Source organism: Natronorubrum halalkaliphilum (assembly GCF_009834785.1).
GTDB classification, from domain to species: domain Archaea; phylum Halobacteriota; class Halobacteria; order Halobacteriales; family Natrialbaceae; genus Natronorubrum; species Natronorubrum halalkaliphilum.
Genome location: NZ_WUYX01000026.1, coordinates 1 through 26,231 on the forward strand (window position 1 = coordinate 1; position 26,231 = coordinate 26,231).

Below are 26,231 nucleotides of genomic sequence, written 5' to 3' on the forward strand. Positions count from 1 at the left end.
GCAACGTCTTGCAGGGTTGTGGTTGTGCTGGACACACTTTCCACACCCTGCTGCTTCGTACGTGACGCTTTCTATGACACGCTCTAGGTACCTACTGACCGCTGGTCAGGTATTGCCGGTCGTGCAACCGCTGCAAAAAGACACGAGTTGCAAATATTTTGGGCATCGCGCTGTTCATGCATATCCAACCCCGATTTTGTCATGCCGAGGTCGGTATTCGGCTGGATTAGTTACCAGGTGCGTATTGACCATCGATAGTTCTACCAATCACAGTAGATATGTTCTGCGACATTCACCGCACGTAGTCAGAGGAGGGTTCGTGGGAGAAATTATCCGTCAAGTTCTTCCTCGAACCACACAACCTGTTCGTCTCCTTCCACCCATGCATCGTGTCCGGGTGGAAGCAAGGCGACATCGCCTTTCTCGATTGTTTTCCGAGTCCCATCTTCCATTTCAACAGTCATCTGTCCAGAGAGCATGTACAGACGGTGTGGAGACGGGCACCACTCGGTTCCCATATCAGGACCGTTATCTCTGGAGAACTTCCATCCCGGTTCTGCCGTTGCCAACCAGAACTTCCGCTCCCCTAACTGTACACACTCACCTTTCGCATTCTTGAGAGTCATTGTCTCATCAGGTGACTCGAACGACTTCACTACTAATTCGTCTATCATGACAATCCAAGCTGTTCGAAGGACTCCTGTCGGTCGATGTACTCCTGGTGTTCTTTTATTTCACCATCTTCGATGGCGAATTTCGACATTCCTTTCATGTTGACCTCCCGTCCGGTTGCTGGGATTTCGTTGAATTCTCCCTCGTGAGTCATCGTATAGTTCACCTCAACCATTACTGTCTCGTCACTAGCAAGAAGATCTATAATTTCCACCTGAATGTTGGGGAAGCCAGTCGTGACCTCGTGCATCCATTCTTCTAACCCTTCGTGTCCCCGTACCTCACCGTCAGGCATGCTTGGATGAGACACGACGACTGACTCCGAGACAAGGTCTGGTATCTTTGCGAACTCCTGTTCGTTCCACATCTCTCCATAGTCTCTCACGAGTTGTTCGGTGTCTGGTTTTGCTTGTGCCATAGGTCGCCTGTCTCGCTACGTTGACCAAGCACATACCGTCAACTGGTGAAGAATTTGCACAGGTTGCACGGGGAGCAACCGGTGAACGATATGCGCTCTATATTCACAGAGACTGAACGTTCTACTCGGATTCTGTCAGAAACTGCGTGCTGAATCCAGAGAATGAAGTCAGCACAGCGACTCGGTTTATTTCGTGCTACTAACGCAGAACTATCCGAAAGAGAACCTGCAGATTGACAATTGGATTCCCTGCACTGACCGATTCACGGAGTCGCAGGAGAGTGATTATTGAAAACGGCTCGTCGGATGCCGTATTCAATCCCACCAATCAGGAGTGCGATCAAGAGCAGGGCTGGCCAGAACCAGAGAAGGAAATCAAACCACGTTGGCGTGATTCCTGCTCCGGCTGATTGTGCGGAGTCGATCAGTGCCGACCACGAGGTGGCGAGCCCCAACCCGTAGATGGCGACAGCGACAGCAACAGGAGACACGACACGATACCGTGCCGAGAGATACGCTGGAATCGCTCCGAAAAGGAACATTCCACCGAAACTCCACAGCTGCAAAGTAGTCGATGTTGCGAAGCCGTCGCCATGCTCGAATCCTGCGAGATACACGTGGGCGACGAGCGTGAGCGCACACAGACTGAGCCCGGTTCCGAGCGCAAGTGTGAGCGGGGACTTCCACGGACGAACGCAAACCATGTCTGCAATTACTACAACCGAGTGTAATGAACCTTCCCCGACTCTGAGAAATTATTATACTGATGATCTGTGGATAGCATGTACTGACCGATTACCGCGTTCGTAGATTGAGCCGAATCTCGTACGACATTCGCGCCCTGTATACAGCAGAGGCTACGAAAATCGTGAGTAGACTGTTAGTTATCGGTGATGCGCTTGCCGGAGTGCATCTGCGGTCGCTGTTCCGGAAATCCGGATGTATTTCTGGGCGGTGGCGAGATCGCTCCACCCCATCAAGGCCTGAAGCGGAACTGGCGCAACTCCCTGATAAGCGTGATAGCTCGCAGCGGTTGCTCGCAAACAGTGTGGGTAGACGCGCCCTCGAAGATCGGCACCCTCGGCTGCTTCGTTCACTCGCCTATTGATCGACGAGCGCGAATGCGGGAAAGAATCGTACCGATTGGCGAAGCGTTCGAGACACAATTCGAGACGCAAAGACAGGTCGAACGGGATCGCCCGCGCGGAGGAAACCGTCTTTGGGTGCCACCGGGCCTCTACTGCCTCGTCCTCGGTGAGGTCGTCACAGTGGTTCGCTTCCTGAGCTGCTTGGCGACGACAGTACCCACAAGAACACGGTTCGTGCTGTGGAATCTGGAGAAGCTTCCGATCCCAGTCAAACCAGTCGGTAGTGAGATGTAAAATCTCGCCCCCACGGAGTCCGAGCCGACCGGCGACCAAACAGATGAACCGCGCTTGGAAATCACGGGGACTGGACAACTCCGAACAGGCTTCGAGTAACAACTCGAACTCTCGGTCGGTGAGGACATCTTCGTGAGAATGTCGTGTCGTCAATGCTCGTCGATGTCGCTTCGCCCACGTTGATGACTCAGATTGATGCTGTGTCATTACAGCCAGAGGTGTGCGCGGTTCCCAGAGAAGCTATTCAAAATCGAGATTGTTCGGCAGTGCTGAATATGGAGCATACATTCAGCAGCGAAAATCTCTTGATTGCGTGTTTATCGAAATGGATTGGCTGTTCAGTGCCGCTGGAGCAGCCACCGCTAAGAGGGCCTTATTATGATAGCGCTATCAGTCGTGATTTAGTGCTCGGCTTATACACTCCGCATATGACTCAGCAGACGGATATACAGGAGACGATTGCGATGGCTTCGGAGCCGTCGAATCCGTTCACAGACCTGCCACTGAGCGAGTGGCGTAACGTGTTCTTCGCACTCCCGGAAGAGGTGCAAGAACACCTCATCGTAGACATGAGCCGTTCTGAATTGGAGACGTTTATCGACTGGCTCGATCCGGACGAGGTGACAGACGTTCTCGGGTACACTGACGAGGAAACACGTGAGGGGCTGCTCGAAACGCTCGATAGCGAACGCCGCGAGAAAATCGACTTCCTACTCTCGTTTGACCCTGAAACTGCGGCCGGGGTAATGAGTCTCGATTACGTTACCGTTGACGAAACGCGGGAATTCCCAGAAGTGATCGAACGCGTTCGTCGGTTCGAAGAGAGAAGGGGACGGGTTCCGACGATCTTCGTTACTGACGATGGGAAATTGCAAGGCGAACTCCCCGGTGCAGCGCTGTCCGTGGCCGATCCCGAAACCGAGACGATCAGCGACTACGTTCGAGAGACACCGCATGTCCGGTACGACCGCGACGACGAGACAGTTCTTGAAGTATTCAAGGAAAACCGCAAGCGTTCCGTTGCCGTCCTCGATGAAGAGGAAGACATCTTCGGAGTGATTCACGCCGAGGACTTGTTGCGGCTACTCGAGGAGGCGCGCGGGCAAACGCTCTACGAGTTCACCGGGGTCGCTGAAGAAGAGAGCGTTCTCGATGGTCCAGCTACCAAGGTACGGCGACGATACAAGTGGTTGATTCTCAACCTCGGAACGGCGTTTATGGCTGCAGCGGTGGTTGGGTTGTTCGAGTCGACCATCGCTGCTGTCGCCATCTTGGCAGCATACATGCCGGTCGTCGCCGGGATGGGTGGAAATGCTGGCACACAGGCGATGGCGGTCACGGTTCGCGGGATTTCACTTGGGGAGGTGTCACTCAACACCGGCAAGCGTGTCATCTTCAACGAAGTCGTTGCCGGTGCCGTCAATGGACTGATTACCGGTGTGCTCGTCGCCGTGATCGCTATTGCCTTTTCGTTCGGCGAATTTGGCCTCTTACTCGGGGCCGTCATTGGCATCTCAATGGTCGCAAATCTCGTGATTGCAGGCTTTTTCGGTGCCATTACGCCGTTGTTACTCGATCGGCTGGGATTCGATCCGGCCACGTCCGCGACGATCTTCATCACTACGGCGACCGATGTGCTAGGCTTTTTCGTCTTCCTCGGATTGGCTCAGGCGGTCCTGTTGTAACTGCCGCTTGTACACTCCTGTCGTTACAGGCGCTTGATTAATCTGGTAACTCCAATCCGACTGCTCTCCATGCGAGATAAGCGCCCTGTATTCAGCAGAACTCGTTGGCTGTGATCTGAACCTGACAGAAACTCCACTGCCATTTCACACGCGTAGTTACCGAACTGGCCGTTTCAGTCTGATTTCTGAAACTGCTCGCCGACCGACAGCCACACGTCTTCTCCGTCGGGGTCACACTGGGCTTTCCACTCCGAAACCGAACGGTCGGTCGCGTCGAATTCGCCGTTCTGTGCGGCGGCGGGCGGCATCGGCGCGATGCGGTGGACGCACCGGCCGACCGCGTCGTCGGCCCGCAACTGCGCCGTGACCCGATCGGCCACATCGGGCGCGAGCAGGGACAACACCTGTTCGGTGTAGAAAACGTCGATCCGTTCGACGTCGAAGCTCGTCCGCAGTCGATCGACGAGCTCTGGGTCCTCCAGATCGCATTGCTCGAGGCGATCGGGCGATGTCTCGGCATCGGCCAGCGCGTCGGGAGAAATATCGAAGCCGTAGGCGTCGACCCCGTGCTCGAGCAGCCCGTCGACGGTCCGTCCGCGACCGCAGCCCGCGACGACGACGGTCGGCGGGTCGCCCTCGGAGTTGCGGGCGGCGAACTGAGCGAGCTCTTCGACCGGCGAAACGATGGTTCCCATACCCTCGTCAGTGGAGTCGGCGGTAAAACGCTGTCGAGGAGAATGGAGATTCGTGTGATTTCGGCCAGCTCTCGGTCTCGCCTTTGCTCTCGAGGCTCACTCCGCGTCGTCGTCGGATTCCGACTCGTCGTCCGCTGACGCCTCGGCTCCGGACTCCGCGTCGACGTCCCATCGACAGGTGACCAGCCAGTCGGCTCGCTCGCCGCCGGGCGCGACCTCGAGGGTCACCGGCCGCTCGAGCGCGGCGGCGAAGCCGACTGCGAGGAACGAGGGGATCGGGTGGTCGAACCGGTCGGCGTCGCCGAACGCGCTGTCGCTGATGGCGATCGTCGCGCGGCCGTCGCCCGCGTCGACGTCGGCGGTCGCGCCCTGGGCGAGTTCGAACTGTTCGACGAGCCCGTCGGTCAACTGCGAGGCGAGTACCGACGGCCGGTCTGCGAGGTCGCCGGTTAGCGCTCGCTCGAACTCCTCGAAGAGTTCGGTACCAGTTGCCTCGAGGAGGAGCCCCCGCGACCCGTCGTCGACGACGATCGGTCCGGAGCGGTCGTCCGGAATCGCGTACTCGGGCGACTGGGGCACGTAGAGGCGAGCGGTTGCGGTCTCGCTGGGGACGTACACCCGGTCCTCGCGGAGTCCGAGCTCGTCGGCGATCGCGTCGACGTTCGTCGCGGTGGCCGTGTAGACGCGTTCGCCGACTTCGGCGGCGACGAACTGACTCGGCGTGAGATAGTAGGTCAAGAGGGCACCGAACAGCCCGGTCGCGCCGAGCGCGATGAGGATCTCTCGGGCGTCGGGAAAGAGCAGGCCGCCGAGTGCGGCGACGACGCCGATCGCCGCGAGTCCGACCGCCGTGGCTCGATACTGAGACTGGCGTGCGCGCACGTACTCCTCGCGAAGTCGGCGATTTTCGTCGGTGAGGAGTTCGACCTGGGCGGCGAGTTCGGTCTGATCGTCGCCGTCGGCTCTCTCCTCGGCGTCGGTGCTGGGGGCGTCTGTCGTGGGCGAGCGCGAGTCGGTCGTCTCGACGTCGTTGCTACTCATGTGTCGTGGGAGTCAGCTGCGTAATCATCGGGGACGAGTCCGAGGCGGACGAGTTCGTATCGGTGGAGCGTGTACGCGGCGAGCGCGAAGACGAGGATCACGGTGGCGGCGGCGAGCCAGAGCGGCTGGGACTGAGCGACGATCCAGCCGATGCCGACCAGACCGACCGCGCTGGCGAGCCCGACGGCACCGTCGCGGAGCGGATCCGTGCCCCAGATCGTCGGCGCGAGGACGAACACGACGAACGGGAGTTCGACGAGCACGAACGATTCGAGGCCGATGCCGTTCGGAAACGCCGTCGCGAGCACGACGTGTCCGGCCGCGACCGCGTACGGCGTCCCGAGTACGTACCAGGCGATCGCCGTCGCGAGGCCGGCTACGGTACCGAGGACGCCGACGACGACCGTCAGCGCGACGGTGAGCACGACGAGTGCGACGATCGTCGGCCAGTCCCGACCCGTCGTCTCGCTCTCGAGGGCTGCGCTCACACGCGACCACCTCGAGCCCGAGTCCGGCCGGACGAGAGCACGGTCGAGAGTCGGTCGGTCGGTCCGACCTCGAGTGCGGTCACGCGGCTCATCCGGGCGAGGTCGCGGCGCAGTTCCTCGAACTCGACGTAGCGGTCGTAGGCGCGCTCGACGTCGGCGAGTCCGCCAGGTTCGTAGAGGACCGACGGGGCGAGCAGGACCAGGACGGCGTTGTCGTTGCTGCGGGCGAGTTTGACCGTCTCGCGAAGCTCGGCCGGCCGCGAATCGTCGGTGAAGATGACCGTCCAGAGAGTGTTCAGCCCGCGGTTGTGGGCCGTTCTGACGGCGCCGTAGAGCGGCTTCGACTCGATCCGCTTGCGGTAGCCCGTTCGATTCGCGTAAAACGGCCGCAAGGTCGACGTGAACGGATCTGAATCGGGTTCGGTTCCGGTTTCAGGCTCGCCCTCGAGATCGCCGCCGATTGCCGAGAGTTTCCGCCGAGCGTCGGCCGCGGTGAGTCGGCTTCGCAGTCGGATCGACGTCGGGTCAGGGCCGGTTCGCCGTCGGTAACTGTCGGCGTCGTCGCCCGCTGTGTCGTCGGACGGCGTGGCGGACGTCGGTTCGAGTTCGAGGAGTCGCTGGCGAACCCGGTTGTACGTCGCCGGCGTCGTATCGGGCTCGAGTCGGTCGGTCACGCCGGCGTCGCCGACGGCGAGGAACCCGAGGGGGTCGCCGAGTCGTCGCGCGCTCGCGGCCGTCGCGAGCGCGACTTCGCGGAGGTACTCGAGTTTCGTCTCGCCCTGGACGCCCGTCGCGAGCGAGGCGCGGTGGTCGACGACCAGCAGCGTCTGGCGATCGGTCGCGGCCTCGTACTCGCGGACGTGTGGAGTTCCGAGTCTGGCTGTCGCCTTCCAGTCGATCCGGTCGGCCGTGTCGCCCGGCATGTACTCCCGGAGTTCGGCCGGCTCGAGGCCGGAGCCAAGCCGGCCGGCCTCGTGTTCACCGTAGGCCGTCGCGATCCGGTCGCCGCCTTCGCCGACGTGGATCGTTCGCGGGCCGCGGGGTTCGACGGTGATCGTCGGGGCCTCCCCCACCGACAGCGTTTCGCGAACGAACCCGTCCGAAACCCGCACGGTAGGCTCGTCGAATCGGTGCTGGCCCGCGACCGGCCACGTGACCTCGACCGTTCGGTCCGCGGTCGACTCCGAGGGGGCGAGCGACACCGACAGCGGCTCGTCCGAAACGGCCGCCGTCGGCAGCCCGGCGTCGATATCGAACGCGAGCGGCGAATCCGTCTCGAGCGTGGCCGCGAGGGTGACCGGAATCGTGTCGGTCGTTCGGACGCCGGAGCGAGTGACCGACTGGTGGACCCAGAGGGAGTCAACACCGTCCTCGAGCGTTCGGAGGAACCGGTACTGACGTGTCAGCACCCACGCGCCGATCAGCCCGGCCCCTCCGAGGAGGAGCGGACGGGCGGCGACGACGGCGAACGCGGCGAGAAAGACCGCGAGCGCGATCGCCGCCCAGAGTCGACGCGTGGGGAACATATGCGTTCGATATGCGGGTATCTTGTTGAAGCTACTGATTCGCGCGGAACCGCCCGGCGAAACTGTCGTTGCGAGCCGGGTTCGAAACGGTACCAGGTGCGGACTCTGTTTCACCGTCCGGATCGGTCGAAGTGACGCGTTTCGTCGCCGAAGCCACTCGAGACCGGCGTTTTCGTACTATCGACCACTGACTCGACATCCAAGAGAACAGTTTTTTGCTGTCGGCCCCGCATTCGACTACTGTGACTACTGGCGTCGGTCGGACGATCGTCCTCGCACTCTTGCTGTGTTGTCTCCCGCTAACCGTCATGGGCGGCGCCGGCGCGGTGCCTGCAACGGGAGCCACCGGAGACAACGAGCGCGCGCTCGGGAGCGTCGCGTTCCAGCAGGATGCGGCCGACGGCAACGAGACCGTCCGCCACCAGAACCCCGACGAGTACAGCGGCGACGGCGATCAGGAGGAACTCGAGCGCTGGCTCTCGGGGTGGCTGTCAGAGCAACTCGAGGGCGGTGCGGTCGAATTGAGCGAAGGCGAGTACGACATGGCCAGCGAGTACGTCGACGACGAGTACAGCGACAGGCTCGCCCAGTACGTCGAGGTCTCCGGTGGCGGTGACGGTGGTGGGGGAGACGGCGACGGCGGCGGCCTGAGCCAGCAGGCACAGGCCTTCGAGGAGGCCCAGGCCGAACAACAGCGGGTCGCGAACGCGGCCGCGACGTACAACGAGACGAGGACGGAGTACCGGGAAGCACGCGAGGCGGGTGACGCCGAAGAAGCCCGAGAGCTGGCACGCGAACTCGAGACGCTCGCTCAGGACCTCGACGACGCGACCCAGAACGCGCTGGTGCAGTACGACGCCCTCAGCGAGGATGCCGATATCGACCTCTCCGAGGCCAGAGCGGCCATCGAAACGACGAATCAGGACGTTCAAACGGAGCAGGCCGACATTCGTGATGCGGAGTTCGTCGAAACCGAAATGACTCTCGAGGCCGCAAACGAGGAGATCTCGTTTACCGATCCGCTGGTCGGCACCGGCGAGTTACGGACGGCAAACGGGACGCCGATCACCAACGAGGAGATCGATCTCGAGGTGGGCAACCAGACGATTCAGACCGAGACGGACGCGACCGGTTCGTTCGATCTCGAGTACCGACCGATCGCCGTCCCGCTATCCGCCGAGTCGGTGTCGGTCCAGTACGTGCCCGGAAATCAGACCGACTACCTCGGCAGCGAGACGAGCGTCCCGGTCTCCATCGAGCAAACCGAACCGCCGCTCGAGGTCGCGTCGGTGAGCCCCGAGCCGGTGGCGTACAACGATACGGTGACGGTCGAGGCCGGACTCGTCGCCGACGACGGCACGACTCACAACGTTTCCACGGCGGTTTCGATCGGCGGCGTCTCGCTGGGAACGTTGGACTTCGACGAGCGAACGTTCGACGAGAACGCGACGGTGCCGGCGGACGTCCCGGCGGGCGAACAGCCGCTCGAGGTCGCCCTGCCGTTCGGTGATCGAGCGGTGGCAAGCATCGACGCGGAGACGACGGTTACGGTCGCGGAAACCGAGCCCGAACTGGCCGTCGGCGCGACGTCGAGTGGCGATCAGGAGGTGACGGTCAACGGGACGCTCGCGGTCGCCAGCGGCGGTGACATCGACGGCGTCGAAGGCGAGTCCGTCCAGATCGTGTCCAGCGATACCGTTCTCGGGACGCTGACCACGGGCGACGGCGGCGAGTTCGGCGACACGCTCGAGCTACCCGAGGAGATGGCGGCGGGCGACGTCCAGATCGTCGCCGTTCACGACGATGACGGGACGAACCTGGCGCGAGCGGAAGCCGAGACGACGGTCTCGTTCCCCGGCGGCTCGCTGCTTCCGACGTGGGCATGGCTCGTCATCGCGTTGCTCGCCGCGGTCGCCGCCGGGGCCGGGCTCCGCTGGTATCGGGCCGGCACGGACTCGGAGTCGGTCCCCGACAGCCAGGGCGATAGCGAAACGCCGGTGTCGGCGACCGAGACGATGGAGCCGTCGGTCTCCCGGTCGCTGCTCTCCCACGCCGGCGAGCAGCTTTCGCGGGGTAACGCCGACGAGGCCGTTCGAGACTGCTACGCGGCGGTCCGCGGAACGCTCGAGTCCCAACTCGGCGCGGCCGGCTCGCTGACCCACTGGGAGTTCTACCAGCGGTATCAGGACGACGCGTCGGCCGCCGATCCGGAGCCGCTTCGAGACGTCACCGAGGGGTACGAACGCGCGACGTTCGGCCGTGAGGGCGTCTCCGAGCGCGAAGCCGAAACGGTCCTCGAGCGGGCCCGAGAGCTCTGCGGGTTCGAGGAGTCCGCCGGGCACCCGTCGGCTGACGATTGACCGCGGACGGGACGATCGGTGAAACTCCCGTCAGTCGACACCATCGTTTCAGGAGCGTCTCTCCTGTATTCCGCCTCCAATTTTCACTGACACTGTTCTACCGCAACTGATATTATACGTGGAAATTTCCGGAAATATAACTGTAGCTTTTAATTTAAGATACCTATAAGGGGAGCTCTGGAATAGGACTGGCAACAAGAGGGTGCAGACTGGAGATGACCGAGTTACGGCAGACGGCATCGGACCGAGGTACCGACAGCGGACCGAACGCCCCGCGTGCTATCATCCATAAGCAGATCCTCGAGGCGGCAGAACAGCGCCCGGACGCCTCCATGGAGACGATTGCGGACGGAGTCAGCGGTGCAACGGTCACGACGGTCGAGCGCGTTCTCGAGGAGTACGGCGATCCGGGGAGCGATGCTGCGGACGAAGTCGGGGTTGCGGACGACTCCGAGACGACACCGAACGCTACTGAGATGAGCAACGAATCGACGACGCCGGCGACGGTCGAAGAGGAGTTACAATCGGAATCGGAATCGGACTCAAAATCGGAGCCGGTGCTGGACCGAACAGCACTCACCGAGAAGCAAGCCGAAACGTTGCGGGCAATCGCCGAGCGGCCCGACGCAACCCAGGCGGAACTCGCCGACACGCTCGGCGTTAGCAGCCCGACGATCAGCCAGCGCGTCAACTCCATCGAGGGCTTCGACTGGTCGAACCGCCACGAACTCGTGGAACCGCTGTTCGGGAACGGCGACGAAAGTGTACGGCAGCCGGCCGAGGCGACCCAGGGTGGGAACTCGAGTGGCGACCAGCACTCGGCCGATCCGGAGGACGGCGATACCGATCGGGCGACCGAAAGCGAGACCGACTCGCAAAACGACGGCTCGGTTGAGACACAGCCGGCTGCGTGTGCTCGCCAGCGAGAGGACGGTCAAGCCGCCGAAGACGAGGCAGACGGAGGCCAGGAGAGCGGTGACGATCGGCGAGCGGAACTCGAGGACCGGATCGACGAACTCACAGCACAGGTTAGAACCCTGCAAGACGAAGTCGAAGCGCTTCAGGGACGGGAGACGGCGACGGAATCGGTGCTCGACGACCCCGAACTCGCACACAAGGTCGTCCACGCCTGTCTGCATTCGGATCGGATCACTGAGGAAGAGGAGTTGCAGTTGCTTCGAGATGTGACGGCCGCCGGATCGGCCGAACAGGCCGGGACCGAGAGCTCGTTCGAAGGCTGACCGACGCTCGAGCGAAACGCCACTAGTACTCCTCTCGGCATCAGCGTCCGCCGCTCGGTCCTGCGGTCACTAGTACTAGGAACGCTGACCCGGTGCTTCTAGTCCTTCGTGTCAATTGTTTCGGACGTAGCGTATATGTCACAGGAACGATACTATCGTACGTTGGCTCTCGGTGGGCGACCATCCGAACGGTGACCGGTTTGCTTTTACCGGTGTCGTCGCTACGTACGGGTGAATGACCGAGTCGCGTTCACTGGTGGCCATGCTTCCGCGACCAGTCCGGCGGCTCCCGGCCGATCTCGCTGCCGTGCTCGTCCTCGTCGCCGCGACGAACATCGCCGCCCTCGCCCCCGTGATCCGCGACACGCCGCTTCGGGTGCCCCTCGGGCTCGCCTTCGTCCTCTTCGTGCCCGGCTACGCGTTTATCGCGGCGCTGTTTCCCGAAGCCGGCGAATCGCCCGTCGAGGCGGGCGAGTCGGAGACGGACGAACCCGAACTCGGAACCGACGCCGACACCGCAGAGAGCTCCCTCTTTCAGGGCGGGCTCCCCCGCTCGGGAATCGACGGCATCGAGCGTGTCGCACTCTCGTTCGGGCTGAGCATCGCCATCACCCCGCTGCTCGGACTGGTATTGAACTTCACGCCGTGGGGGATTCGACTGGTGCCGATCATGGTCGCCGTGAGCGGCTTTACCGTCATCGCGACCGTCGTCGCCGCCAATCGTCGGTGGGAACTCCCCGAAGACGAGCGGTTCTACGTCCCCTACCGGACGTGGTACGCCGCGGCTCGCTCGGAACTGCTCGAGCCGGACACGCGAGCCGACGCCGCGTTGAACGTGTTGCTAGCGCTGTCCGTGATGCTGGCGATCGCGAGCGTCAGTTACGCGATCATGGTGCCACCCGACGGCGAGCAGTTCTCCGCGATCTACATCCTGACCGAAGACGACGACGGCGAACTGGTCGCCGACGACTATCCGACCGAGTTCACCCAGGGCGAGAGCCAGGAGATCGTCCTCGGCGTCGACAACCACGAACACCGGACCGTCGACTACACCGTCGTCCTGGTCGAACAACAGGTGGCCATCGAGGCGAACCAGACCGTTATCGAGGACGACGAAACGGTCACGGTCAACGAAACCGTCGTCGAAGACCAACGCGAACTCGAGCGCTTCGAGACCCAGCTGGCACACAACGAGAGCTGGCACCATTCTCACGACCTCGAGCCGACCATGACCGGCGAGAACGTGCGACTCGTCTGGCTGCTCTACCCCGACGAGGTTCCCGCGGAGCCGTCGATGGACTCGACCGAGTACTACGTCCATCTGTGGGTCGACGTCGAAGAGTGAGACTGACTGCGGTAGTCAACGAGCACCGATCGCGACCCGAGGTGGCGATCGGCGGTACATTCTTTGAGTGATTCGTTTGACGAGGCACTTCTCGGTGAGCAGTTACTGTTACCGCCGCGTTCTCGAGCCATCAGCACGGCTCCGTGCGGAACGGCCAGCGCGTCCGCATCGCCGATGGATCAATGCAACTGTCAATTATTGCTGACAGCATCCGCTGGGGAGCGTTCTCGGCTGCTACCCATGGGAGAAAGGTCGTGTTAGTTGACGTTCCGTCTGGGCCGTTTCGCCGCTTTCGTGAAAGTGCGTTATCCGGGTTGAAACTGCGATTTTCGCGGTCATCGATGGTCGTGGGAATCCCGGCGATGCCTGAAGGATTTCCATAATCACAGACCGTCTCTGTGACGATAATAGACCTTTATGATATGTTTCACCATGGATGGGTATCGAGGATGACAGACAACAAAACGAACGAGACGGATCGGCGAATCGGTCGCCGTTCGGTGGTACTCGGTGCGGGAGGAATCGCACTGGGTGCCGCTGGTATCGCCGGCGGCGCGAGCGTCCTTGCGGATGAACACGACGAGCCGGGACCACCAGATGACGCGGGCCCACCGGACGACGCGGGCCCACCAAACGGTGAGGAGGACACGACGATGTCCCCGGAACAGTTCATCGCCCAGCTTCGTACCGAGGCGTTCCTGGTTGACGTCGATGGGGATGAAGCGTTTCAGACGACGATGCAGGTGGAGCCCGAGGGAGCGGTCAGTGTCACGTCGGATGTCGACACCCGCGACTACGTCGGTGCCGGGATCGATCTCCTCGAGCAATCACCCTCGTTGGGCCAGGTCGTCAGCGACGAGACAACGTACGATGGGGCCCCTGATGAGGTCTTTTTGGCCTTCCAGACGGGTGGCACGAGGTTCGGCGGCGCAGTCAGGAGATTCGGGATGGGCGACGACTCGAACGGGCTCCCTGCCGATGACTGGTTCGCCGTCGAGATCGATATTGCGGACGCCAACCTTGGTGCGATCCAGCAAGAGCTGTCGGCCCCCGATATCAGCGTCGACGACGTCATCGCGCTACTCGAGCGAGAAGGTCTGGACGGCATCGAATCCGGTGTAAACCTCACTCAACGGTTCGATTCTGGAGCGACCGTTCTCGGTATGGCCCTCGGCGCCGGTGACCCCTTCGAGGGCACCACGACCGACGCGACCTTCGACAACCTGCAGGTCGCCGGCGAACCGCAGCCGATTCCGGCCGTGCTCTCGATGGATACGTCGTTTACCCGCCCCGGGGGCCAAGGTGGCGGCGGTCGAATCACTGCGGAACTCTCGTTTGCGGCTGACGAGCCAGGACTCTCGGCGACGGAGATCGACCCGGGTACGGTACGCGCGTCTCCGTATGCCTCGGTCGCACCGCCGGTTCCAGGAAGCCCACAGGCCCAGAACTTCGCCGAGGCCGACGCCGTCAGCGACGTAACCGAGGACAGCATCACCGTCGAGTTCGTACCGGGGCAGATCCAGCGACTGCTCGACGGCGACCAACCGACGACGATGCTCGTCTACGGCGACTTCGCCGACGAACCCTACACGTTCGTCGGCGTCGGCGAACTCGAGGGTCCCGGACGCGGAAACTGAATCAGTAGTACGCTTTTTTCGGCGCGTTAGCCGGCGAGGTGTTCGAACCTGGTGTAGACGCTGGCTCGCCAGCCGGCGACGACGGCACCGATCGTCCCGACGCCGACCGCGATCGCGAAGCCGACGAGATAGATCTCCGGCGGGGTGCGCAACAGGTTTTCGAACCCGACGAGCGAGGCCGCGAGGCGGTTCAACGCGAACGCCGCGGCCGGCGTCGCGAGCAGGCCGAGGACGCCGCCACACAGTCCGAGCACGATCCCCTGGCCGCCGATGAGTGCGGTGATCAGCCCCCGCGAGAGCCCGATCGCGCGGAGGGCCGCGAGCTCTCGTCGCTGCTGGGCCGCGACGAGCGCCAGGAGATTCACCGTGAGGATGATCCCCGCGAGCACGGCCAGGACGACGAGGGCGACGCCGCTGGCGAGCAACAGAATCTGCTGTTCGACCATCGACTCGAGTTGCTCCTCGCTCGTTCGAACCTCGTACTCCGGATACTGCTCCTGCAGGTCGTCGCTGACGGCGTCGCGATCGGCTCCGTCCGCGACGGTGACGGTCACGTAGGTGGCCCGATCCGCACCCGTCGTCCCCGCGATCTGCTGGAGTTCTGAGAGCGGCATCGTAAGGGTCGACGTGCCCAGAAACTGCGAGTAGGTCTCCGAGATGCCGACGACGGTAAACTCGTGTGTCGATGCCGTCTCGGGGCTCGTTCCGACGTAGATCGTGTCACCGACGTCGGCGTCGATGCGCTCGGCCATCTGGGGATCGAGAATGACCTCGTAGGTCATCGGCCCGTCGTAGTCCCCGTCGCCGTAGTGGACGTTCCCCTCGGAGAAGCCGTCGCCGGCCTCGAGGGTCATCCCGCCGTGTTCGCCCGGGACGCCGACGCCCGAGACGACCTCGAGATCGTCCGGTTCGGTGCCGGCGTACACCGCGTGGAACGCGAGCGGGGACGCGCCGGTGACGTCGTCGCGCGCCTCGATATCGTCGGCGAGCCGGTGGGAGTCGGGGATCGGGTTCTCCATCCCACCGGCGGCCGTGAGTTCGACCGCGTCGCCCGTGATCCAGACGTCCTGATCGGCCTCGGCGAACCGTTCCTCGCCCGTCTCGAGGACGCCGATTCCCAGCCCGGCGAGCAGCGTCACCGCGAGGACGGCCAGCCCGATCGCGAGGATCACGAGCAGCGTCCGGCCGACGTCGTGGCGGAGCTGGGCCGCCGACAGGCGGGCGATCGCGAAGAGTCGTTGGCGAATCATAGCTCTGGGTATCGAGTTTCGAGTTTCGGATTTCGGGTATCGCTAGCGACGGAGTTCGGCGATGGCGTCCGTTCGTGCGGCGAGGTACAGCGGATAGGGCATCGCGAACAGTCCGGCACCGATCGCGACGCCGAGGGCGTAGGGGATGAACGCCGGATGGGTGGTCGCGATCGCGCTCGAGGTCACCGTTTCCATCGCGAGGTAGTTGGTGAGCGCGATCCCGCCGTAGCCGACGGCGATGCCGATCAGTCCGCCGGCGATCGTAAGCCCGAGGGTCATGATCGCAACGATGGCGAGACGCGACCGGGTGGGAAAGCCGACCGACGCGAGGACGGCGAGGGTCTGGCGTTCGCGTTCGACAACGAGCGCCGACGCGGTGGTGATAAAGAGCGTACAGATGCCGATGCCGACGACCAGTGCGATGGCGCTCGTCGCGAGCGCGAGGTCGTCGTCCTGTAACGCCGCGAGGCCGGCGTCACCGTCGGATTCGACCGTCGCGTTCGGGTACGTCTCCTCGACGGCGGCTTCGGCCGCCGACGACTCGGTTCCGACGAGCACCTGATCGGCGAGATCTTCCTCCGCCGCGCCGGTCAGCGTTTGCAGTTCGCTCAGCCGGACCACGACGACGGGCAGTTCACTCGAGAGCGAGGCGGTGTCGGCACCGTCGTCGATCGCGGTGACTTCGTGGGGCTGGGAGAGCGCCCCGGTTCGGGGACTCATGAGGAACAACTGGTCCGTCTCCTCGGCCTCGAGTTGGGCGGCCGCCCCCGACGAGAGGACGGCGTCGCCGGTCTCGGGGCCGTCGTAGCTCCCGTCGGCGTAGTGTGGATCGCCCGGCTCGAGGGCGTCGGTCGAGACGCCGCCGACGGGCGGGGAGCCCTCGCTGGGGACGATCCCGACGGCGAGGACGTTGACGGGGTCGTCGGAGTCGGGCGTCCCCGCCTGAACGACCTCCATGAGCACGGGAACTGCGTAGTCGACGTCCTCCCGGTCGTCGATCGTGGCCGTCCGCTCGTGGGCGTCGCTGAGTCGCGGCCCCTCGATTTCGACGACCGGTGAGAGAGTCCCGCCGTCCTCGGGGACGACGCGGATGTCCGCCTCGTCCTCGGTCGTGTCGTCGGCGAGCGCAACGCTGAGCCCGGTGACGATCACGAGCAGCGCGATGGTGACCGCGACGAGGCCGATCGTGACGGTGGTTCGTCGGGGCGTCTGTCGGAACTGCGCCGCGACCCGGCCGACGGCGAACCGGAAGATCGCGAGCCAGCGTCTGGGAGCGGCGGCTGCTGTGGGTCGGTCGTCGGTGTCGTCCCTACCGCCCATCGTCGATCACCTCCCCGTCGAGCAGTCGGACGACGCGGTGCATTCGGTCGACGGCTCGCTCGTCGTGGGTCGCCAACACGACCGTCCGCTCGTCCGCGACGTCGACGAGGAGGGCGAGGATGGCCATCCCGGTTTCCGTGTCCAGTTCACCCGTCGGCTCGTCGGCGAGAACCACGTCGGGATCCGTGACGAGCGAGCGGGCGATCGCCACCCGCTGTTGTTCGCCCCCGCTGAGTTCGCCGGGTCGATGGTCGACGCGGTCGCCCAGACCGACCTGCTCGAGGAGCTCTCGAGCGCGAGTCCGTCGGTCCCGTCGGCCGTAGCCGAGTTGGACGAGCGGAAGGGCGACGTTCGCCGCGGCCGAGAGCGCGGGGAGGAGATGAAACTGCTGGAAGACGAGGCCGACCGACTCGCGGCGGAGTCGGGTCCGTTCGGTTTCGGAGCGGGTCGTGAGATCGGTGCCGAGCAGTTCGACGGTGCCCGCGGTCGGGACGACGAGCCCGGCGATCGCGTGGAGCACGGTCGACTTCCCGCTGCCGCTCGGGCCCGTGAGGCCGACGACCTCGTTCGATCGGATCTCGAGGGAGACGTCTCGGAGCGCCGTGACTGATCGGCCGGCGTCCGAGCCGAGCCACGACGACCGGCCGCCGTACTCGTGGGTGACGTCGGTACACCGAACGGCGACCGGCCGGGCTGTCGCCGTCTCCGAGGGTCGTTCACGCGCCATACTCGAGTCGAACTACCGTATCGTGTCACTCAGTGACTATTGTTTGGGTCCGCCTACTCCCCGGAGTGGCCGCGGTTTGTCGCGATCCGGGCCAGTGCTGTCGGTCGGTGGTTCGGGTCCCGTAATAGGATATTACGGAACGGTCGCGGCGCTGACGCCGATCTGGTACGCGGGGGCGTTCAGTGACTACTATCGTGTACGTGAGGAATTTTAGTTATCGTAACAATATAGAAAAGATACTATTTTGAAAGATTGATCAACGGCAGGGAAAGGTTAATTACTAAGTGTGTTGGTGAGCTCAATATGGGAGATAATCTCGAGGGAAGACCGACCGCATTTTGCGCGACGTGTGACGGAACGGAACCGATCAAGCGGACGGTTCCGTGGCAACCAAACATCTGTACCGTCTGCGGCTCGAACGTTTCGGCGTCCGACGAGTGACTCTTCTCGCGAGAAGTCGCGAGCGTGCTGCTGGAATCTCCGCAAAACGATTGTGACGTAATTTGCGAACGGCCGACGCAACCACGGTAGTTCGACGGCTGATTGTACGAGGTGTCAGTGCAACCGCGAGATGGCAGCAGTTACACCCGGCAAATCGGTACGACCGTCCCTCTCACTCCTCGAGCGACGTCCCCTCGAGTTCGAGTCGGGTTTCGCGGGCTTCGGACAGTTGCAACGCGGCCTCGAGCAGGATGGCCAGCGAGGCGCCCGCGACGACGGCCGTCGCCGGTGCGAGTGCCGCAACCGTGAGCGCCTCGAGGCCGAAGACCTGCGGGACGGTCGCCTCGATGCTGGTCCGGGTAGCCGGCGCGGGGCCGACGGCCAGGATGTACGCGGCGAGAACGGCGGCCGCCGTACTGCCGATGACGGTCGCGATGGCGATCAGCGTTCGCCTGGTCGGGGTCGCGGGTCGGGTCACGTCGTGTCTACCGATCGCAGCCGCGAGTCGAGAGTAAGTTTTGTGGTTCGCGAACTCGAGTCGCCGCCCGCGTGCGATCGGTGCGTTCCGTGATTCGTCGACGGGAGCCCGGATACTGCATCGCTACTGTGCCATTACTTTTTATCGTGTCTGGAATTAAATGCGGAGGTGATGGAGTGCGCGAAACCATGACTGAAAATTCCGCCGATCCGCCCGAAATCGAAGTCTCGCTCGACGACGAGACCGAGCTGGAACTTCACAGGACCGAGTTCAACACCGACGGTCTCCCGCTCGAGTTTTCGCTCGATGGCGTCGTTCGATCGATCGACCCCGACGTGCTGGACGAACTACAGGGAGTCACTCTCGAGCCGATCGGGATCCGTTTTCGACTCGTCAGTACTGACGAGTAACACCATTACGGACAGGGATTCTATTAGTAGCTGGACGGTGGGAGTGTTGCACATGGGAGCAGATGACGCGTCAGGGCCACTCGTTCCAGACGGCGGCAATGTCTTTTATACGGAATACCAGAACGAACCGCCGGTACAGGCGATTGCGCGCGGACTATCTACTATCGAAGAGTGTCGCGTCGACGATATTCCATCGCTGTACCACCACGTCGACTCCGACTCGATGAATCGCATGATGGAAACGGCTCGCGATTCGAATCAGGACGTGACGGTCCAGTTGACGGTCGACGACTACACCGTCGCGGTCGATAGCGACGGGACGATTTCGATCCACGACTCCGACCTGGATTCCGCCGGTTCCGACTGATTCTCTCCGGCGGGGAAGCGACACGCGTCTTTGGGTGCGACCAGTTCGAACTACGGGTTCCGTATCGTGATCCCGTCAGACTCACCGGCGACGGTTCGTGAGCCAGCGATAGAGCACCATTCCGGCGAAAACGACGGTCGTGGCGAGTAGCAGTCGCGCTTTCGGATCCGCCGGCCACCAGAACCGGCGGTTGTGGGTACCGCAGTGCGGACAGCGGCCGGCGCTCCGGTGGATCGTGCCGGCGCAGTTGGCACACGCAGTCCATTGCGCGTGGCTCTCATCGGCGGCTGGCGCGGGGGTAGGCCCAGCGGGCACCGCAGCAGTCATATGTGGTATGTTATCGTCCAGCGCCATTATGGTATCCCGTCGTCGCGGTGACTGTCTCGTCGATTGTGCGGTTCGGACAGTGGAGATGCGGGACGTGGTTGCGTTTAGGATAGATAGCTCGCCTCACACGTTTTCTAGAACACGTTCGCTTCGACTAATCCAACGGCCCAATGCCCACTATACTTTCACTCGTTCTCTAGTCGATATCAAAACATGTATACAGAACCTCAAACAATCCGTTACGTACTCGTGTCACAACAGCAGATGGGCAACCAGCCTATGATCGTCATGTCCGAGGACAGCCAGCGAACCTCGGGCGACGACGCACAGTCGATGAACATCACCGCAGGGAAAGCCGTCGCGGAGGCGGCCCGAACGACGCTCGGCCCCAAGGGGATGGACAAGATGCTCGTCGGTTCCTCCGGCAACGTCGTCGTCACGAACGACGGCGTCACGATCCTCCAGGAGATGGAGATCGAGCATCCCGCGGCCAACATGATCGTCGAAGTCGCACAGACCCAAGAAGAGGAAGTCAGCGACGGGACCACCTCCGCCGTCGTCGTCGGCGGCGACCTGCTCGGGCAGGCCGAGGACCTCCTCGATCAGGACGTCCACGCCACCTCCATCGAACAGGGCTACCGTCAGGCCTCCGAGGAAGCGAAAGCGATCCTCGAGGAGCAGGCGATCGACGTCGGCGCTGACGATACCGAACTTCTCGAACAGATCGCCGCCACGGCGATGACCGGCAAAGGCGCGGAGAACGCCAAGGGTCGGCTGGCCGAACTCGTCGTCGACGCCGTCACGAGCGTGGCCGACGACGCCGGCGTCGATACGGACAACATCAAGATCGAGACCGTCGTCGGCGGGGCCATCGAGGACTCCGAACTCGTCGACGGCGTCGTCGTCGATAAGGACCGCGTCTCCGACGCCATGCCGTACTTCGTCGAGGACGCGAACGTCGCCGTGATCGACGACGCCCTCGAGGTCGCCGAAACCGAGATCGACACCGAGGTCAACGTCACCGATCCCGACCAGCTCGAGGAGTTCCTCGACCGCGAGCAGGAGCAACTGCGCGCGATGGTCGACGATATCGTCGACGCCGGCGCCGACGTCGTCTTCGCGGAGGACGGCATCGACGACATGGCCCAGCAGTTCCTCGCCGACGCGGGGATCCTGGCCGTCCGTCGCACCAAATCCAGCGACGCCGCACAGATCGCTCGCGCAACCGGCGCACAGGTCGTCGGCAACGTCGGCGACATCGAGGCCGACGACCTCGGCTTCGCCGGCACCGTCTCCCAGCAGTCCGTCGGCGGCAGCCAGCAGCTCGTCGTCGAGGACGTCGAGGACGCCAGCTCCGTCACGCTGCTTCTGCGCGGCGGCACCGAACACGTCGTCGACGAAGTCGAACGCGCCATCGGCGACAGTCTCGGCGTCGTTCGCATCACCCTCGAGGACGGCAAGGCGCTGCCCGGCGGCGGCGCGCCCGAGACCAACCTCGCGCTCGAACTGCGCGACTTCGCCGACTCCGTCGGCGGCCGCGAACAGCTGGCCGTCGAGGCCTTTGCCGACGCACTCGAGTCCATCCCGCGCACCCTCGCGGAAAACGGCGGGCTCGATCCGATCGACTCGCTGGTCGACCTCCGGAGTCAGCACGACGCCGGCCAGTCCAGCGCCGGGCTCGACGCCTACAGCGGCGACGTCATCGACATGGAGACGGAAGGCGTCGTCGAGCCGTTGCGCGTCAAGACCCAGGCGATCGACTCCGCGACCGAGGCGGCCGTCATGCTGCTTCGCATCGACGACGTCATCGCGGCCGGCGACCTCAAGGGCGGCCAGATCGACGGTGACGACGGCGGCGACGACGGCGGTCCGCCAGCCGGCGCCGGCGGCCCAGGCGGTATGGGCGGTATGGGCGGCATGGGCGGCGGTATGGGCGGCATGATGTAAGCGACGGAGGACCACTCTCCGCTCGAGACCGTCCGTCGACCGTTCACTGCGACAGTTCGATTCGCGCCGACCGTTTTCGCGAATTCCAGACACTCGTTTTCTTCGGGAGACGACTACTAGCTCGGCAGCACGGTTACTCGAATGTGAGACGCGTGTAGAGATCGATCACGCTGAGGACGATGATGGCAAAGGGGAACGCCACGTCGCCGAAGGTGGCCCCCTCGAGTCGAAGCGCCGTGACGACGATCGGTTCGGTGAGCGCGCCCTCGACGAGGAGACTGCCCGGGCTGAGGAACACGAGTGCGATACCGCAAAGCCCGGCCCAGCTGAGTCCGCGGGTCCACTCGCCGACGGCGAGATGCCCTGCACCCGGACAGAGCACGGCCAGCAGGTACGCCGGCCACGTCTTGACCCGTTCGAGACCGGTCCGCCGATGGCCGTCGCGAGGCGTCTCGAGTCCAGTTGCGGTTTCCATACCACCCACGTCACCGTTGCCCGTCAAAAACTTCAGTCAGACGGGTGTGTGACGGACTCGAGACGCGCGGTCGAGTGGGTGACAGGGCGATGGCGGTGCCGGGATGACTGCCAAACCATGTTGGGAGAACGACTTTCATTGGAACTGGGGTATCGTCGTGACGGGGCCGCAGCTCACGCCGCACGGAACGGCTGTGACGGTGTGGCCCGGCGAGAAAGTCGGCTGTGGGCCGGATATCCGCGATTCCGTCTCGATGGTGGTGTGTCGACTGCGGTCCAGCCCACATCGTTTCGGCCCGGTTGGAACGATATCAGTTTGTCGGACCGGCGTGTCGATGACTCTGTGACTGCTGGAACCGTTCTTGGAGTCGGATCTCGCGGCGTCATCGGGTTCTCGAGCACGTGATACCGAACAGGAGTGTCCGTGCTCGGAATCGCAGTACTGGAACGGGGAAGTGGCCGCTTCCTGATTGGGTGACTCGAGTAACGATGGGTTTCGTTCGGCCGACACGGTTGAAACGCGGATTTCCCCCCGGAACGACGTATTGAGTTCCGTAATAGTACTCACGGTTTAAGAATCGACCAGTTCGTCGGCTAGCTGGAGACATGAGCGCACGCAACATCTTCGTCGTCACAATTGCAGTGATGATGCTCGCGAGCGGGGGTGCATTCGCAGTCGCACCTGCGGGTGCGGCCGTCGACGAGCACGACGACGATCCCGAGACGGATGCCGATGACACCGAGAGCCAACTGACCGTTACAATCGAACAGGCGACGATCGTCGTCCTCGATCACACTGACCAACAGGCGATGATGGAGGACGATTCGGACGCTGCTGACGACCACGACGCGGACGATGACCTCGAGACCGATGCCGACGATGACGATGGCGTAGCAGCGGACGACGACGATGAGGAGGTGGGTGTTGATGACGAAGCTGCCGGCGACGAGGCTGCCGTCGATGACGAAGAGATGATGGAGCACATCCAGCTGCAGGTCTCGTTCAACGAAGTGACGATCGTCGACCTCACCGACCACCTTGACGAGGCGGATGATGTCGACGATGTGGACGATGAAGAGGCCGACGATCACGACACCGAAGTAGGCGATGAAGACGCAGACGCTGATGAGGACGCTGCCGTCGACGATGACGAAACCGACGCTGACGACGGCGTTGACGACACCGACCTAGACGCGGACGACGATGCGGATAACGACGCGGTCGACGTTGGCGACGACGAGCTGACCGTCGACCAGGCGACGATTTTCGTCGTCATTGACAGTGATGACGAGGAGGATCACGATGCCGATGATGCCGACGACGACGCAGACGAGCACGACGCTGACGACGATGAACTCGATACGGACGCTGACGAGAACGACAACGGCGTTGACGCCGACGACGATACCGACGCCGACGACGGCATTGACGACGCAGCCGAAACGGAAGACGCCCACACTGAGGACGACGAACTAACCGTCGATCAGGCAACTATCTTCGTTGTGCTCGAGGACCACGCCGAGGACGATCCCGGCGTCGATGACGCCGACGACGATGCAGAACACGACGCTGACGAAAACGACAACGACGATCTCAACGACGACGACGATGCTGACGCCGACGAAAACGGTGTCGACGACGCTGACGACGACATGGCCGACGACCACGCAGCTGACGACGAGCACCAGATGCAGGTGACGATCGAGCAGGCGACCATCTTCGTCGTCGGTGACCACCTCGGCGAGGATCTGACCGCCGAAGAGCCGGCTGCCGAGGAGGACCCCGAAACTGACGACAATGACGTCGACGCCGACGAAAACGGTGTCGACGATGACGACGCTGCTGACAACGACGTCGACGACGACACGCCAGCAGCTGACGAGGATGACGACACCGAGGCCGACGACGACATGGCCGACGACACCGAGGCCGACGACGACATGGCCGACGACGACATGGCCGACGACACCGAGGCCGACGACACCGAGGCCGACGACGACACCGACGCTACCGATGACGACCTAGACGCGGACGACGAAGCGGATGACGAACCGGTTGCCGAGGACGAACCCGATGCTGACGACGAGGAACGCATCCAGGTAACGATCGAACAGGCGACCATCTTCGTCCTGTCCGACCACGCTGAGGACATGGCGGACGACCACGCCGAGCCCGACACTGAAGACGACGAACCGGGTGACGACGATGGTGATAATGGAGACGACGATGACGCCACCGAAGCCGCAATCGCCGCCCACTAACTGACCGCCGACCGCAGCGACCGATCACCGCTATTTTTCGCCGGCTGCAAGTCAGGGACAGCTTACTGATTCGCGGATTTACGCCTTGAGGATTACGGGTCAAGGATTGAAGATCGAGCCGCGAGGATCACGGGTCACGGATCGAAGGTCGAAGATCGAGCCTCGAGAATCGAGAGTCAGGCCTCGAGAATCAGGTCTCGAGACGGCCACACCTCACTCCGTGGCGAAGATCAGCGACAGCAATTTCTGCTCGGCTTTGCGCAAGTGTTCCGAGAACGTCGCGTACGTCACCCCGAGTTCGGCCGCGAGCTCTTCGCCCGTGTTCTCCCGCGGCCAGTCGTAGTAGCCGTTCGTATACGCGAGCACGAGCACTTCCCGTTGGCGCGGAGTGAACAGACGCGTCACGGCTTCCTGCAGTTCCTTGCGCTGGAAGAGCGGCACCGGCGTCGGTTTCTGTCGTCGCGCGATGATCTCCATCGAGGGGTAGTGCTCTTCGAATCGGCTGATGACGTCCGAGGCGGAGTACGTCGCGGGGATTTCGGCGACGATCCGCGCCACTCCGTCCTTGCTCGCTAACTGCGTCGGGATCGCGCCCGCATCGGTCAAGCAGATCGTGAAAAATCCGCCCTCCGCACTGATTCGAAATTCCACGACCGCGCTCTCGTCGCCGCTGGTGACCAGCCGCGCGTCGAACCCGTCGTAGGAGCGGGTGAACTCGAGGACCCGTTCCGGATCGGTGCCGCTGATCCGCTGGAACACCGTGTAGGCACCGTTGCTTCGCGGCAGGAGCTGGAGGAGCTCCGCCTCACAGCCCGTCTCCGCGGACAGTGCGACTAACGGATATCGAGGGTCGGAGACTTCGAACTCGACTTCGACAGCCGCGTTCTCCACCTCGGCTCCTTGAGATATGGTCACATGGGACAGTATGGGCCCGACCGATTTACCGGTTTTCGTGATCGATGTGCATATTCACTATTACCATTCATAATAGCTGGAGAGTGGGTGTATCCACTGCTGAAGGCTCGTACAAGACCGTTTCCGGAAAGTAGAGCCTCGAGTGATCGCTATCGATCCGCGAGTGAGGTCGCCGCCTGCAGATCCTGTCGTCAACACGGGTCGGCGTCCGGAGTCCCGGCGGCGTCAGTCGACCCGCGAGGGGACGACTCGAGGGAAACACAGCCGAGCGTACTCGGACGACGAACTGCGAGACCGCATCGAGACGGGTGCCGCTGCGCTCGAGGAACGATCGTCACGGAATCGCAGTCTCTTCCGGCCAGGGATCGGGGACTCGGGACTAACACCGACGCGCGTCTCGAGTCGCCCCCGGTAGTCACGAAAGGTTCGTTCCCGAATCGCTAAGCGGCCCCCGGTCGGCCGGCGTCTGCGCGTTCTCGAGGCGCTCGAGGAGCGTCTCGATACGCGCGTCCGGCTCCTTGGGGGCGTCCGCGGGATAATCGATCACGCCGACCTCGATGGCTCGAGCGTCGCTGAGCGCGCCCTCGACGACGACGATATCGAGGACCGACCGGGACGCGACGACGATCGCGCGCTCGGACGAGACGTCGAGCACCTCGACGCCGAGTGCGGTGAGCGCCGCGGGTAAGTCGAGCGACGCGGCGAACCGATGGCGTTTCGTCGGCCACGTATCCTTGGCCATGCTAGCGCTCTCCACATTCAGAAATAAAACTCTTCGTGCAAATCTCGTCGGTTTCGGCGGAACCGTCCCCCCGGCGACCGC

At 63.1% G+C, this 26,231-nt stretch carries 25 protein-coding genes; 10 read left to right on the forward strand and 15 right to left on the reverse strand.

Going from position 1 to position 26,231, the window contains the following annotated elements:
* Positions 1-329: 329 nt before the first annotated feature.
* The 3 genes from GS429_RS06980 to GS429_RS22635 all read right to left on the reverse strand — a co-directional run bounded on the left by GS429_RS06980 (position 330) and on the right by GS429_RS22635 (position 2,679).
* Complete coding sequence (locus GS429_RS06980; protein ID WP_328821281.1) at positions 330-656, reverse strand: cupin domain-containing protein; 327 nt, start codon at positions 654-656, stop codon at positions 330-332.
* 14 nt (positions 657-670) lie between these two features.
* A complete protein-coding gene (locus GS429_RS06985) occupies positions 671-1,090 on the reverse strand; it encodes an ester cyclase (protein WP_160064031.1) in 420 nt (139 codons plus the stop codon).
* A gap of 884 nt (positions 1,091-1,974) precedes the next feature.
* Positions 1,975-2,679 (reverse strand): tyrosine-type recombinase/integrase, encoded by a 705-nt coding sequence (locus GS429_RS22635; RefSeq protein WP_160064033.1) that lies wholly within the window; start codon positions 2,677-2,679, stop codon positions 1,975-1,977.
* Between the two features lie 221 nt (positions 2,680-2,900).
* On the opposite strand from GS429_RS22635, the gene GS429_RS06995 reads away from it, so the two are divergent.
* Positions 2,901-4,157 carry a magnesium transporter gene (locus tag GS429_RS06995; RefSeq protein ID WP_160064259.1) on the forward strand — a complete coding sequence of 419 codons (1,257 nt, stop codon included), beginning with the start codon at positions 2,901-2,903 and terminating at the stop codon, positions 4,155-4,157.
* A 173-nt stretch (positions 4,158-4,330) separates the two neighbouring features.
* Here GS429_RS06995 and GS429_RS07000 read toward each other — a convergent pair whose 3' ends face one another.
* From GS429_RS07000 to GS429_RS07015, 4 genes are all read right to left on the reverse strand, one after another.
* A complete protein-coding gene (locus tag GS429_RS07000; RefSeq protein WP_160064035.1) occupies positions 4,331-4,852 on the reverse strand; it encodes a methyltransferase in 522 nt (173 codons plus the stop codon).
* Between the two features lie 96 nt (positions 4,853-4,948).
* A complete protein-coding gene (locus tag GS429_RS07005; RefSeq protein WP_160064037.1) occupies positions 4,949-5,893 on the reverse strand; it encodes a DUF7982 domain-containing protein in 945 nt (314 codons plus the stop codon).
* Positions 5,890-6,381 carry a DUF8163 family membrane protein gene (locus GS429_RS07010; RefSeq protein WP_328821282.1) on the reverse strand — a complete coding sequence of 164 codons (492 nt, stop codon included), beginning with the start codon at positions 6,379-6,381 and terminating at the stop codon, positions 5,890-5,892. Before GS429_RS07010 ends, GS429_RS07005 begins: the two co-directional genes overlap by 4 nt.
* The gene (locus tag GS429_RS07015) at positions 6,378-7,907 is read right to left on the reverse strand and encodes a DUF58 domain-containing protein (protein ID WP_160064039.1); all 1,530 of its coding nucleotides are present in this window, start codon (positions 7,905-7,907) and stop codon (positions 6,378-6,380) included. Before GS429_RS07015 ends, GS429_RS07010 begins: the two co-directional genes overlap by 4 nt.
* 242 nt (positions 7,908-8,149) lie before the next feature.
* Here GS429_RS07015 and GS429_RS07020 point away from each other — a divergent pair, with 242 nt between their 5' ends.
* From GS429_RS07020 to GS429_RS07035, 4 genes are all read left to right on the forward strand, one after another.
* Positions 8,150-10,267, forward strand: coding sequence for a DUF4129 domain-containing protein (locus tag GS429_RS07020; protein ID WP_160064041.1), 2,118 nt, complete (start codon positions 8,150-8,152; stop codon positions 10,265-10,267).
* Between the two features lie 215 nt (positions 10,268-10,482).
* Positions 10,483-11,508, forward strand: a complete 1,026-nt coding sequence (locus GS429_RS07025) for a MarR family transcriptional regulator (protein ID WP_160064043.1) — start codon at positions 10,483-10,485, stop codon at positions 11,506-11,508.
* A 235-nt stretch (positions 11,509-11,743) separates the two neighbouring features.
* Positions 11,744-12,853, forward strand: a complete 1,110-nt coding sequence (locus tag GS429_RS07030) for a DUF1616 domain-containing protein (protein WP_160064045.1) — start codon at positions 11,744-11,746, stop codon at positions 12,851-12,853.
* A 449-nt stretch (positions 12,854-13,302) separates the two neighbouring features.
* The gene (locus tag GS429_RS07035; RefSeq protein ID WP_160064047.1) at positions 13,303-14,490 is read left to right on the forward strand and encodes a hypothetical protein; all 1,188 of its coding nucleotides are present in this window, start codon (positions 13,303-13,305) and stop codon (positions 14,488-14,490) included.
* A gap of 26 nt (positions 14,491-14,516) precedes the next feature.
* On the opposite strand, the gene GS429_RS07040 is transcribed toward GS429_RS07035, so the two are convergent.
* Genes GS429_RS07040 through GS429_RS07050 form a run of 3 tightly spaced genes read right to left on the reverse strand, consistent with a single transcriptional unit; the run spans position 14,517 to position 17,787 of the window.
* Entirely contained in the window at positions 14,517-15,740 is a 1,224-nt protein-coding gene (locus GS429_RS07040) for an ABC transporter permease (RefSeq protein WP_160064049.1), read from the reverse strand.
* A gap of 42 nt (positions 15,741-15,782) precedes the next feature.
* Positions 15,783-17,060 (reverse strand): ABC transporter permease, encoded by a 1,278-nt coding sequence (locus GS429_RS07045; RefSeq protein ID WP_160064051.1) that lies wholly within the window; start codon positions 17,058-17,060, stop codon positions 15,783-15,785.
* The gene (locus GS429_RS07050; RefSeq protein WP_160064053.1) at positions 17,050-17,787 is read right to left on the reverse strand and encodes an ABC transporter ATP-binding protein; all 738 of its coding nucleotides are present in this window, start codon (positions 17,785-17,787) and stop codon (positions 17,050-17,052) included. Before GS429_RS07050 ends, GS429_RS07045 begins: the two co-directional genes overlap by 11 nt.
* A gap of 303 nt (positions 17,788-18,090) precedes the next feature.
* On the opposite strand from GS429_RS07050, the gene GS429_RS07055 reads away from it, so the two are divergent.
* Positions 18,091-18,228 (forward strand): hypothetical protein, encoded by a 138-nt coding sequence (locus GS429_RS07055; protein ID WP_160064055.1) that lies wholly within the window; start codon positions 18,091-18,093, stop codon positions 18,226-18,228.
* Between the two features lie 172 nt (positions 18,229-18,400).
* Here GS429_RS07055 and GS429_RS07060 read toward each other — a convergent pair whose 3' ends face one another.
* Positions 18,401-18,706 carry a hypothetical protein gene (locus GS429_RS07060; RefSeq protein ID WP_160064057.1) on the reverse strand — a complete coding sequence of 102 codons (306 nt, stop codon included), beginning with the start codon at positions 18,704-18,706 and terminating at the stop codon, positions 18,401-18,403.
* Positions 18,707-18,894: 188 nt separating this feature from the next.
* On the opposite strand from GS429_RS07060, the gene GS429_RS07065 reads away from it, so the two are divergent.
* Both GS429_RS07065 and GS429_RS07070 read left to right on the forward strand, forming a co-directional pair.
* Positions 18,895-19,116: a hypothetical protein gene (locus GS429_RS07065; protein ID WP_160064059.1), complete on the forward strand. Its 222-nt coding sequence runs from the start codon at positions 18,895-18,897 to the stop codon at positions 19,114-19,116.
* A 52-nt stretch (positions 19,117-19,168) separates the two neighbouring features.
* Positions 19,169-19,483 carry a HalOD1 output domain-containing protein gene (locus GS429_RS07070; RefSeq protein ID WP_160064061.1) on the forward strand — a complete coding sequence of 105 codons (315 nt, stop codon included), beginning with the start codon at positions 19,169-19,171 and terminating at the stop codon, positions 19,481-19,483.
* Positions 19,484-19,564: 81 nt separating this feature from the next.
* Here GS429_RS07070 and GS429_RS07075 read toward each other — a convergent pair whose 3' ends face one another.
* A complete protein-coding gene (locus GS429_RS07075) occupies positions 19,565-19,810 on the reverse strand; it encodes a hypothetical protein (protein WP_160064063.1) in 246 nt (81 codons plus the stop codon).
* A 264-nt stretch (positions 19,811-20,074) separates the two neighbouring features.
* Here GS429_RS07075 and thsA point away from each other — a divergent pair, with 264 nt between their 5' ends.
* Entirely contained in the window at positions 20,075-21,757 is a 1,683-nt protein-coding gene (gene thsA, locus GS429_RS07080; RefSeq protein WP_160064263.1) for a thermosome subunit alpha, read from the forward strand.
* A 133-nt stretch (positions 21,758-21,890) separates the two neighbouring features.
* On the opposite strand, the gene GS429_RS07085 is transcribed toward thsA, so the two are convergent.
* Entirely contained in the window at positions 21,891-22,232 is a 342-nt protein-coding gene (locus tag GS429_RS07085) for a hypothetical protein (protein ID WP_160064065.1), read from the reverse strand.
* Between the two features lie 605 nt (positions 22,233-22,837).
* On the opposite strand from GS429_RS07085, the gene GS429_RS07090 reads away from it, so the two are divergent.
* Positions 22,838-24,493 (forward strand): hypothetical protein, encoded by a 1,656-nt coding sequence (locus GS429_RS07090; RefSeq protein ID WP_160064067.1) that lies wholly within the window; start codon positions 22,838-22,840, stop codon positions 24,491-24,493.
* Between the two features lie 213 nt (positions 24,494-24,706).
* On the opposite strand, the gene GS429_RS07095 is transcribed toward GS429_RS07090, so the two are convergent.
* Both GS429_RS07095 and GS429_RS07100 read right to left on the reverse strand, forming a co-directional pair.
* Complete coding sequence (locus tag GS429_RS07095) at positions 24,707-25,408, reverse strand: bacterio-opsin activator domain-containing protein (RefSeq protein WP_328821283.1); 702 nt, start codon at positions 25,406-25,408, stop codon at positions 24,707-24,709.
* A gap of 415 nt (positions 25,409-25,823) precedes the next feature.
* Positions 25,824-26,150: a hypothetical protein gene (locus tag GS429_RS07100; protein WP_160064069.1), complete on the reverse strand. Its 327-nt coding sequence runs from the start codon at positions 26,148-26,150 to the stop codon at positions 25,824-25,826.
* Between the last annotated feature and the right edge of the window lie 81 nt (positions 26,151-26,231).